This is a genomic window from Aeromonas sp. FDAARGOS 1402 (assembly GCF_019046925.1).
GTDB lineage: Bacteria > Pseudomonadota > Gammaproteobacteria > Enterobacterales > Aeromonadaceae > Aeromonas > Aeromonas caviae.
Window position 1 is genome coordinate 774,999 of sequence record NZ_CP077201.1, and the last position, 10,002, is coordinate 785,000.

Genomic DNA, 10,002 nt, shown 5'->3' on the forward strand with positions numbered 1-10,002 from the left:
CATGGCCACGGGAGCCTCTCCCGGGCCACCCTCTCGCACTGAACCAGCGCGCAGATCCCGAGGGAGCGATCTGCCGCTGATGCGCTGCTCCGATGAGATGGCACTGTCAATTTTTACACTTAATTTTTTAACAAAATATAGTCATGATGAGTGGTCGCCACAGGCGGCACCATGATCCTTTCTGTAGTCATTTGGCAAACTGGTTGAAAGGCCAGGACGCAAAGCCTCCGGTCTAAAGACAAGCTGTCCAGGATAGCGGGGTTGCAGCACAGTGTTTCGGGGAACTCCCCTGCCAACGTGACTGCCCACATCACCGAACAGAGGAATGTATGGCAGCAAATATCCGACTCACCCATCTCGCGGCTGCACTGACGCTGCTGGCCAGTGGCGGCGTGCTCGCTCACGGCTACATCAGCCAGCCCGAAGGGCGCAACTACCTGTGCAAGACAGGGGGCAACAGCCAGTGTGGCGCCATCCAGTGGGAACCCCAGAGCCTGGAAGCCCCCTCCGGCTTCCCCGATGGCGGCCCCGCCGACGGCCAGATAGCCTCGGCCGGTCACCCCCAATTCGGCGAGCTCAACACCCAGACCCTCGATCGCTGGACCAAGCGTGAAGTGCAGGCCGGTCCCTTCGCCATCAGCTGGACCTTCACTGCCAACCACGTAACCCGCAACTGGCGCTACTACCTCACCAAGCAGGACTGGAACCCGAACCAGCCCCTCACCCGGGATGCGTTCGATCTCAATCCCTTCTGCGTCATCGACGGCAACATGGTGCAGCCCCCCAAACAGGTGACCCATCAGTGCACCCTGCCCCCGCGTACCGGTTATCAGGTCATTCTCGGGGTGTGGGAGGTAGGGGATACCGCCAACAGCTTCTACAACCTGATCGACGCCCGGTTCAAGGATGGCACCCAGCCACCGCTGACCTGGAGCCAGGGAGGGACCATCTATCCCTCCATCGACCTGGTGGCGGGTGACAAAGCCAGAACCCGGGTGTTCGATGCCAATGGCGAGCGCACCGATCTCCAGACCGAGCTGACCATCGCCAGCGCCGGACAGGGCCAGAAGAACAACTGGGCCCACGCCCTGGCGAGCAAGATCAACGCCGAGCAGAGCCAGATCCGTGCAGGCCAGCAAGGTACGGACGGCCAGTTTAACCCCGTCTATGGCCAGAACCCGGTCTACCTCAAGGTTGGCAGCAACCTGCAACGGGTCGAGATCCAGCTTGAGCAACAGCAGCCCCCGGTGGAGAACGGGATCAGCGTGAGCGGTCTGGCGAGCGACTACCCCCTCGACAACGGCAAGCTCACCCTGACTTTCACCGTCACGGCCCAGGGGGATCTCGCCATCACCAACACCCTCTATGACCACGGCGGTGTCGCCAGAGGGCAGAGCAGTGCCGACATCAAGGACGGCAGCCAGAGTTTCTCCATGGCGCTGACCGGCTTGAGTGCAGGCCACCATCAGCTGGTGATCGAGGGCAAACCCAAGGCCGGTGGTGACGCGGTGCAGCAGACCCTGGACCTCATGTTCAAGGATCCGGCAAGCGGGGGCGATTACCAGTTCACCTTCCCGGACGGCCTCAAGTCCTACACCGCCGGAACCCGGGTGCTGCAGCCGAAGAACAGCAAGGTCTATCAGTGCAAACCCTTCCCCTACAGCGGCTGGTGCAGCCAGTGGGCGAGCACGGCCACCCAGTATGAACCGGGCGTAGGCTCCCACTGGCAGGAGGCCTGGACAGCGCAGTGATGGGACGTCTCCGACCTGGCGAGAACCCGCTCGGCGTTTCCCGTGCCAGCTCAGGTCAACATCAAACAAACGGGGAGCGCATGGCTCCCCGTTTTTCATCCACCCCTCGGTTCAAATCTGGTAATCGAGCAGGGGCTCGTTGCTCATGGCGCGGGCCTGGATCTCCGCCAGCGCCAGCTCGGGGTTGCAGAGCTGGATGAACTGCCAGGCAAAGTTGTGCTGGAACTGCCCCTGCTTGAGGCCGATCCAGGCGGTGTGCGGCGCAAACAACCGACTGCCGTCCAGTTGCACCAGCCCCTTGTCCCGCTGGGAATCGAACGCCATGTCCGCCAGTATGCCCACCCCCATCTCCAGCTCGACATAGGTCTTGATGACGTCTGAGTCCTGGGCAGTCAGCAGGATCTGCGGCACTATGCCCGCCTCGGCAAAGGCATCATCCACCCGTGCCCGACCGGTGAGGCCGGCCTGATAGGTGACGATGGGCCAGTGGGCCAGAGCGGCCAGGGTCAGCTCCCGCTCGGCGGTGAGGGGGTGCTGCTCCGGCACGACGATATTGTGGTGCCAGCGGTAGTAGGGAAAGGCCACCACCCCTTCGCTCTTGTCGAGCTGCTCGCTGCTGATGCCGATGTCCACCTCGCCGGTCTGCACCAGCCGCACTATCTCCTCCGGGCTCCCCTGACGCAGCTCCAGCTGTACCAGGGGAAATTGCTCCCGAAACGCCTTCACTACCCTCGGCAGGGCATAACGGGCCTGGGTATGAGTGGTCGCGATGAGCAGCCGACCCGAGTCGCGATTGGCAAAGGTGCTCGCCAGTTTGCGGATGTTGTCGGCATCCCCCAGGATACGCTCGGCGATCACCAGCAACTCCTTGCCCGGCTCGGTCATGCCGAGCAGACGCTTGCCATAGCGAATGAAAAGGGCGAGCCCCAGCTCCTCCTCCAACTCGCGAATGTGGCGGCTGACCCCGGACTGGGAAGTAAAGAGGGCATTGGCCACGTCGGTCAGGTTGTAATCCCGCCGTGCCGCCTCCCGAATGATTCGCAATTGCTGAAAGTTCACCTCATCGCCTCCTGCGCTGAGTGGCGGTGGCTCGTGCCACCGTCCTATTGTTATGGATTGCCGGGATCATGGCCCGGCAGCAAGCCTGACAGAGGGCCGCACCTCGCGGCTTGCCCTCAGATCTGGTAGTCGGGATAGAGCTGTGCCTGCCTGGCCACCAGACGCACCCCCTGGCCGGGGGCAAAGACCCGGGCGGCCTCCTTGCTCAGTTCAGCCTCGTAGTGGGCGCCTCCCGTCTCCCCATCGCCACGCAGTTCCACCCGAATGCGCGGCCCCATGGGCAGCAGGCGGGTAATGGTGGCGCGAATGCCACCGGGGGCATCCGAGGGCAGGATCTCCAGCTCGTGGGGGCGCACATAGGCAATGGCCGCACTCCCTTCTGCCAGATAGGAGGGGATGGGGCCACCCAGTTGCTGTTCACCGATGCCGAGCCCCTGCCCGGCCACCCTGCCACGAAACAGGTTCACGCTGCCAAGGAAGCTGTGCACGAAGGCACTGGCGGGCTGATCATACACTTCGGCAGGGGTGCCAATCTGCTCTACCTTGCCGGCGTTCATCAGCACCACCCGATCCGCCACCTCCAGGGCCTCTTCCTGATCGTGGGTCACGAACAGACTGGTGACATGCAGCTCGTCGTGAAGCTCACGCAGCCAACGGCGCAGCTCCTTGCGCACCTGGGCATCGAGGGCGCCGAAAGGCTCGTCCAGCAGCAGCACCTTGGGCTGCACCGCCAGGGCCCGGGCCAGGGCGACCCGTTGGCGCTGACCACCGGAGAGCTGGGTCGGGTAGCGTGCCGCGACGTGGCTGAGCTGCACCAGATCCAGCAGCTCCTTGACCCGGGTGCGGATGGCCGCCTCGTCCGGGCGTTCGCTGCGCGGCTTGACCCTCAGGCCAAAGGCCACGTTCTCGAATACCGTCATGTGGCGAAACAGGGCGTAGTGCTGGAACACGAAGCCAACGTTGCGCTCGCGCACATGGAGATCCGAGGCATCCTCGCCGCGGATGATGACGCTGCCACTGTCCGCCTGCTCCAGCCCGGCGATGATCCGCAGCAAGGTGGTCTTGCCGCAGCCGGAGGGGCCGAGCAGGGCGACCAGCTCACCGTCGTGAAAATCGAGGTTGATGTCGGCCAGCGCCGCGTACTGATTGAAATGCTTGTTGAGCCCTTGAACCTGAATGCTCATGAATGCCTCTCCTATAACCGTTAATTCGGGATCAATGGGACTGGGTCGGTTGGCCGCGCAGCCTGGCCAGCAGGGTCTCACCCAGCAGGGTGAAGATCCCGAACAGCGCCAGCAGGCTGGCCACCGCGAAGGCGGCACCGGTCTGGTACTCGTTGTAAAGGATCTCGATGTGCAGCGGCAGCGTGTTGGTCTGGCCGCGAATGTGGCCGGAAACCACGGAGACAGCGCCAAACTCCCCCACCGCCCGGGCGGTACAGAGCAGCAGGCCATACATCAGGCTCCAGCGAATGCCGGGCAGGGTCACCCGCCAGAACATCTGCAACCCGCTCGCCCCCAGCATGATGGCGGCCTCCTCTTCCTCCGGGCCCCGCGCCTCCATCTGGGGCAGCAGCTCGCGTACCACGAAGGGCACAGTGATGAAGGTGGTCGCCAGGATGATCCCCGGGGTAGCGAAAATGATCTTGATGTCGTGCTCGCTGAGCCACTCGCCGAACCAGCCGCGACTGCCGAACAGCAGCACGAACATCAAGCCCGCGATGACCGGCGAGACCGAGAACGGCAGATCGATGAGGGTGATAAGCAGTTGCCGGCCAGGGAAGCGGAACCGGGCGATGGCCCAGGCGGCGGCCAGCCCGAACAGCAGGTTCAGGGGCACCGAGCAGAGCGTCACCAGGGCGGTCAGCCCCAGGGCGCTCAGGGCATCCGGCTCGCTGATGGCGTGCCAGAAGAAGGCCAGACCAGGGCTCAGCGCCTGGATGAAGACGGTGGCCAGCGGCAACAGCAGCAAGGCGGCAAACCAGCCCAGACCGACGGTGACCAGCAGCCATTTGACCCAGACCGGTTCATGGGTCACCGGGGGATGACGCGCCGGGGTGGCCGGAGCGGACTCCTGGGCCTGATCGAGATGTGCAGTAGAGGCGTTCATATACGGCTTCCTCCGATGCGAGCCCAGCTCCAGGCTTGCAACTTGTTGATGAGCAACAGCAGCACAAAGGAAATGAGCAGCATGACGGACGCAATGGCCGATGCACCGGCGTAGTCATACTCCTCCAGGTGACTCATGATCATCAGGGGGGCAATCTCGGACACCATGGGGAGGTTGCCGGCAATGAAGATGACAGAGCCGTACTCCCCCACGCCGCGAGCAAACGCCAGGGCAAAACCGGTGAGCAGCGCAGGTACCAGGGTCGGCCACAGTACCCGGATGAAGGTCTGCCAGCGGTTGGCACCCAGGCTCGCGGCCGCCTCTTCTTGCTCGCTCTCCGCTTCCCGCAACACCGGCTGCAGGGTACGCACCACAAAGGGCAGCCCGATAAAGGTCAGGGCAATGACCACCCCTATGGGGTTGTAGGCAAGCTCGATGCCCAGCGGAGCGACCCATTGGCCAATCCAGCCGTTGGGGGCAAAGATGGCGCACAGGGCGATGCCGGAGACGGCAGTCGGCATGGCAAAGGGCAGGTCGATCAGCGCATCCACCAGTCTGCGGCCGGGGAAGGTATAGCGCACCAGTACCCAGGCCAGTATCAGACCGAACAGACTGTTGAGCAGGGCGGCAATGAAGGCGGCGCCAAAGCTCAGGCGAAAGGAGGCGAGCACCCGGGGGGAGCCGATCACCTGCCAGAACTCGGCGGCGCTCAGGTTGTTCACAGCAAACAGCACCAGTGCCGAGAGCGGCAGCAGCACCAGTATGCCCAGATAGAGCAGACTGAAGCCCAGCGTTGGCCCCAGGCCTGGCAGGACGGAATAAGAACTTAATCGCATAACACATCCGTTTGTTATAAATACTTTGGATGTGACGATTTTGCTCACGGCGGCCAGGGACAACAAACACCAATAATGCCTTTGCTAAGCACTTTTTTATCTAACAATGGTGGAACAAGGCTTTTAGAGCGATAAGCATAAAAAAAGGTCTTTTATATAAATAAAAGACCTAAAAGACCTAAAAGACGGAGCGGTAAAACCGGGAACATGCAAAGTCAGTCACGCTGGCCAAGTTGCCAGCCCGCCTGGAAATCGTGCCGAGACAATCCGATGGTCCCTCATCGAAAACTGAGTGCGGCCTGCTTGCCCCACTCGGCAGGAGCAGGCTCCACCACCATTTCGGCACGGCGGTATAGGGTGCCGAGCAAAGCGAGCCCCTGGTGCCACTCCCCATGGCCGGACTGGGCATTGATATGGCCCACCTCCCCCGCATCGAACAAGGGCACCTGCCACTGCCGGCTCCAGAACTCTGCCCGCTCGAAACTCATCCAGGGGTCATTGCGGCTGGCGATCAACTGGGCAGAGACCTTGATGGACCCCGCCAACACCTCATCCGGGATACCGAAACGGGCAGGATCGGCAGGGGCAACGATGAAGATGGAAGAGACCTTGTCTGGTTGCAGTCTGGCGGCAGCGATGGCCGTCAGAGCGCCGAAGGAGTGGGCGACCAGGTGGACCCGGCTGCGCCGGCTCCTGAGCTTGCTCGCCAGCTTGGCGCTCCAGACCGTGAGATCCGGCTTGTCCCAGGGCAGACCCATCATTCTCTGCCACTGGGGAAATTGCTGGTGCCAGCGGCTCTGCCAGTGATCCGGCCCACTGTTGTGCAGACCGGGAACCAGAAGGATCTTGTTCATCGTGGTACTCCTATCTGTTGTCACAGGGGCCTGTGTCTCTTAGCGGCCCGGTTGGTAAATCTGGTCAAACGATCCGCCCTGGGCGAAGTGCTTCTTCTGTGCCTTGTCCCAATCTCCTTCCAGATCCTTGACAGTGAAGAGCGTCAGGTTGGGGAACTGGGCCGCAGTCTCCTTCAGGATCGCCGGATTGCTCGGACGATAGTGGTATTTGGCGATGATGCGCTGCCCTTCGTCGGAGTAGAGATACTCGAGGTAAGCCTTGGAGACGGCCTCGGTACCATGCTTCTTGGCTACCTTGTCCACCACGGCTACCGGCGGCTCGGCCAGGATGGAGACCGAGGGCACCACCAGTTCGAACTTGTCGCTGGTGCCCGGCTGATTGAGCACCAGCAACGCTTCATTTTCCCAGGCCAGCAACACATCCCCGAGCCCGCGTTCGATGAAGCTGGTGGTGGCGCCACGTGCCCCGGAGTCCAGCACCTTCACATTCTTGAACAGATCGCTGACAAACTGTTTGGCGCCCTCTTCAGTGCCGCTTTTCTTCAGGGCATAGCCCCAGGCAGCTAGATAATTCCAGCGCGCACCGCCGGAGGTCTTGGGGTTGGGGGTGATGATGGCGACATCCTTGCGCACCAGGTCGCCCCAATCCTTGATCTGCTTGGGATTCCCCTTGCGCACCAGGAAGACGATGGTGGAGGTATAGGGAGAGGCATTGTTGGCCAAACGCCCTTCCCAGTCGCTGGCGGTGAGACCTGCCTTGGCCACCGCATCGACGTCATAGGCCAGCGCCAGGGAGACCACGTCAGCCTCCAGTCCGTCCACCACGGCACGAGCCTGTTTGCCTGAGCCACCGTGTGACTGGCTCACCACCACATCGTCGCCGGTTTTGGCCTTCCACTCCTTGGCAAAGGCACTGTTGTACTCCTGGAACAGCTCCCGCGTCGGATCATAGGAGACATTCAGCAGCCGCACCTCGGCGGCTTGGACCTGACTGAGAGCCAGCAGGGAGAGAACGGTGAGAGCGGTCATTCGCAGTTTCATGGTGATACTCCATATCGTTGGGTTGAGTACAGCATGCCCGCTTATGCATATTCCATGAAGAAAGAAAAAGCGCTTTGCTTATCTCTTATCCGCATATGAGCTCCCGATGGTCCTCTGGCACTCTCGGCCAGAGCGTATTCGCGTGCTTGCGATGCTCATCTCCAGACACGACAAAGCCCGGTCGATTGGCCGGGTTGGGAAAAGATGGGGGAACGAAGGCAAACCAGAGCGAAGGGTAAGCCCTGGGTAAAGGGACAATGCCAGACACGCAAGTACCACAGGGGGGAAGAGGCGGGTTGTCAGTAACAGGCGGCAGACCCGTCGGTTGCCTCTTGTTTCCTGAGCTCTTATCCAGACGCCAGAAAGCAAAAAGGCCTTCCCGATAGGGAAGGCCTTTCAATTTAGTGGCGGAGCGGACGGGACTCGAACCCGCGACCCCCGGCGTGACAGGCCGGTATTCTAACCGACTGAACTACCGCTCCGCATTCGGTTAGCTTTCGCTAAATCTTTTGCTGCTTGTTTGTGAGGTGTCATCCTCGCAGCCAGCCATGTGATTCTTCACATCACCGTTTAATTGGGTGCCTGGCAGTGTCCTACTCTCGCATGGCGAATGCCACACTACCATCGGCGCTACAGCGTTTCACTTCTGAGTTCGGCATGGGGTCAGGTGGTTCCACTGCGCTATTGCCGCCAGGCAAATTCTTCAATCTCGGAAAGCTGACGTGAATAACGACTTTGCTAGCTGCTTGTCATTATCACTGAATTTGAGTAGTTCGTTCTATTTGCTACAAGCCTTAGAACACTTCTTGGGTGTTGTATGGTTAAGCCTCACGGGTAATTAGTATGGGTTAGCTCAACGTATCGCTACGCTTACACACCCCACCTATCAACGTTGTGGTCTCCAACGGCCCTTTAGGACCCTCAAGGGGTCAGGGATGACTCATCTCAGGGCTCGCTTCCCGCTTAGATGCTTTCAGCGGTTATCGATTCCGAACTTAGCTACCGGGCAGTGCCACTGGCGTGACAACCCGAACACCAGAGGTTCGTTCACTCCGGTCCTCTCGTACTAGGAGCAACTCCCTTCAATCATCCAACGCCCACGGCAGATAGGGACCGAACTGTCTCACGACGTTCTGAACCCAGCTCGCGTACCACTTTAAATGGCGAACAGCCATACCCTTGGGACCGACTTCAGCCCCAGGATGTGATGAGCCGACATCGAGGTGCCAAACACCGCCGTCGATATGAACTCTTGGGCGGTATCAGCCTGTTATCCCCGGAGTACCTTTTATCCGTTGAGCGATGGCCCTTCCATTCAGAACCACCGGATCACTATGACCTACTTTCGTACCTGCTCGACCTGTCCGTCTCGCAGTTAAGCTGGCTTATGCCATTGCACTAACCTCCTGATGTCCGACCAGGATTAGCCAACCTTCGTGCTCCTCCGTTACTCTTTGGGAGGAGACCGCCCCAGTCAAACTACCCACCAGGCACTGTCCGCGAGCCCGATTCAGGGCCCTGCGTTAGAACATCAAACATACAAGGGTGGTATTTCAAGGACGGCTCCAGCGCAACTGGCGTCACGCCTTCAAAGCCTCCCACCTATCCTACACATGTAGGTTCAATGTTCAGTGCCAAGCTGTAGTAAAGGTTCACGGGGTCTTTCCGTCTAGCCGCGGGTACACCGCATCTTCACGGCGAATTCGATTTCACTGAGTCTCGGGTGGAGACAGCATGGCCATGGTTACACCATTCGTGCAGGTCGGAACTTACCCGACAAGGAATTTCGCTACCTTAGGACCGTTATAGTTACGGCCGCCGTTTACCGGGGCTTCGATCAAGAGCTTCGCTTGCGCTAACCCCATCAATTAACCTTCCGGCACCGGGCAGGTGTCACACCCTATACGTCCACTTTCGTGTTTGCAGAGTGCTGTGTTTTTGATAAACAGTCCCAGCCATCTGGTCACTGCGACTCCCGACAGCTCCATCCGCAAGGGACTTCACCATCAAGAGCGAACCTTCTCCCGAAGTTACGGTTCTATTTTGCCTAGTTCCTTCACCCGAGTTCTCTCAAGCGCCTTGGTATTCTCTACCCGACCACCTGTGTCGGTTTGGGGTACGATGACTTGTAATCTGAAGCTTAGAGGCTTTTCCTGGAAGCAGGGCATCAATGGCTTCCGCACCGTGGTGCGTTCGTCTCGTGTCTCAGTGTTGTGTCTCCGGATTTGCCTAAAAACACCACCTACGCACTTTCACCAGGACAACCGTCGCCTGGCCCACCTAGCCTTCTCCGTCCCCCCATCGCAATTACAAGTCGTGCAGGAATATTAACCTGCTTCCCATCGATTACGC

At 60.3% G+C, this 10,002-nt stretch carries 7 protein-coding genes, 1 tRNA gene, 2 rRNA genes and 1 riboswitch (1 of these 11 cut by a window edge); of the genes, 1 reads left to right on the forward strand and 9 read right to left on the reverse strand.

Annotated elements, in window-relative coordinates:
- The first annotated feature begins 183 nt into the window (after positions 1-183).
- A riboswitch (cyclic di-GMP riboswitch) is annotated at positions 184-269 on the forward strand.
- Between the two features lie 60 nt (positions 270-329).
- Positions 330-1,751, forward strand: coding sequence for an N-acetylglucosamine-binding protein GbpA (gbpA, locus tag I6L32_RS03670; RefSeq protein ID WP_216944717.1), 1,422 nt, complete (start codon positions 330-332; stop codon positions 1,749-1,751).
- A gap of 111 nt (positions 1,752-1,862) precedes the next feature.
- Here the strand turns inward: gbpA and cbl are convergent, their stop codons facing one another.
- The 9 genes from cbl to I6L32_RS03715 all read right to left on the reverse strand — a co-directional run.
- The gene (gene cbl, locus I6L32_RS03675) at positions 1,863-2,810 is read right to left on the reverse strand and encodes an HTH-type transcriptional regulator Cbl (RefSeq protein ID WP_010672828.1); all 948 of its coding nucleotides are present in this window, start codon (positions 2,808-2,810) and stop codon (positions 1,863-1,865) included.
- A 116-nt stretch (positions 2,811-2,926) separates the two neighbouring features.
- Positions 2,927-3,994, reverse strand: a complete 1,068-nt coding sequence (locus tag I6L32_RS03680) for a sulfate/molybdate ABC transporter ATP-binding protein (protein WP_216944718.1) — start codon at positions 3,992-3,994, stop codon at positions 2,927-2,929.
- Positions 3,995-4,025: 31 nt separating this feature from the next.
- The gene (cysW, locus tag I6L32_RS03685; RefSeq protein ID WP_010672826.1) at positions 4,026-4,919 is read right to left on the reverse strand and encodes a sulfate ABC transporter permease subunit CysW; all 894 of its coding nucleotides are present in this window, start codon (positions 4,917-4,919) and stop codon (positions 4,026-4,028) included.
- Positions 4,916-5,755 (reverse strand): sulfate ABC transporter permease subunit CysT, encoded by an 840-nt coding sequence (gene cysT, locus I6L32_RS03690; RefSeq protein ID WP_039039454.1) that lies wholly within the window; start codon positions 5,753-5,755, stop codon positions 4,916-4,918. Before cysT ends, cysW begins: the two co-directional genes overlap by 4 nt.
- 278 nt (positions 5,756-6,033) lie before the next feature.
- On the reverse strand, positions 6,034-6,609 hold the full coding sequence (locus I6L32_RS03695) for an alpha/beta hydrolase (protein ID WP_039039453.1): 576 nt from the start codon (positions 6,607-6,609) through the stop codon (positions 6,034-6,036).
- Positions 6,610-6,648: 39 nt separating this feature from the next.
- Positions 6,649-7,650: a sulfate ABC transporter substrate-binding protein gene (locus I6L32_RS03700; RefSeq protein ID WP_216944719.1), complete on the reverse strand. Its 1,002-nt coding sequence runs from the start codon at positions 7,648-7,650 to the stop codon at positions 6,649-6,651.
- A gap of 405 nt (positions 7,651-8,055) precedes the next feature.
- Positions 8,056-8,132: transfer RNA gene (locus tag I6L32_RS03705), tRNA-Asp, on the reverse strand.
- A 98-nt stretch (positions 8,133-8,230) separates the two neighbouring features.
- Positions 8,231-8,345, reverse strand: a 5S ribosomal RNA gene (gene rrf, locus I6L32_RS03710).
- A gap of 122 nt (positions 8,346-8,467) precedes the next feature.
- Positions 8,468-10,002 (reverse strand): 23S ribosomal RNA (locus I6L32_RS03715) (it continues 1,354 nt past the right edge of the window).